This window comes from Paraburkholderia sp. EG304, from assembly GCF_046543485.1.
Classification (GTDB): Bacteria; Pseudomonadota; Gammaproteobacteria; order Burkholderiales; family Burkholderiaceae; genus Paraburkholderia; species Paraburkholderia youngii.
The window spans coordinates 1-258 of sequence record NZ_JBKGUA010000437.1 but is presented as its reverse complement, the minus strand read 5'-3'; the positions used below and the strand labels follow the sequence as shown (position 1 = coordinate 258).

Annotated in this window: 1 pseudogene; it reads right to left on the bottom strand. The window is 64.0% G+C overall.

Annotated elements, in window-relative coordinates:
* A pseudogene (locus tag ACLFKU_RS44630) lies at positions 1-258 on the bottom strand (IS21 family transposase); the annotation flags it as partial.

Below are 258 nucleotides of genomic sequence, written 5' to 3'. Positions count from 1 at the left end.
TGTAGACGACGTGCCCGTCGGTATGGACCTTGACCTCGCACCATACGGCCAGCACTGGCGGCACATCGGGCAGTCTGGCGAGCAGTGGCTTCTCGATGGCGAAACGTGCAAGCGGCTGCTCGCGCGTCGTGCCGTGCTCGCGCGTGCCGGCCTGCTGCATCACCCAGTCGCGCAATTGACGGTTGGCGTCGGCGAGATCGCGGAATTCGCGCAGCGGCACGAAGGATCGTTTGATGTATTTGACTCCGGCCTCAACGA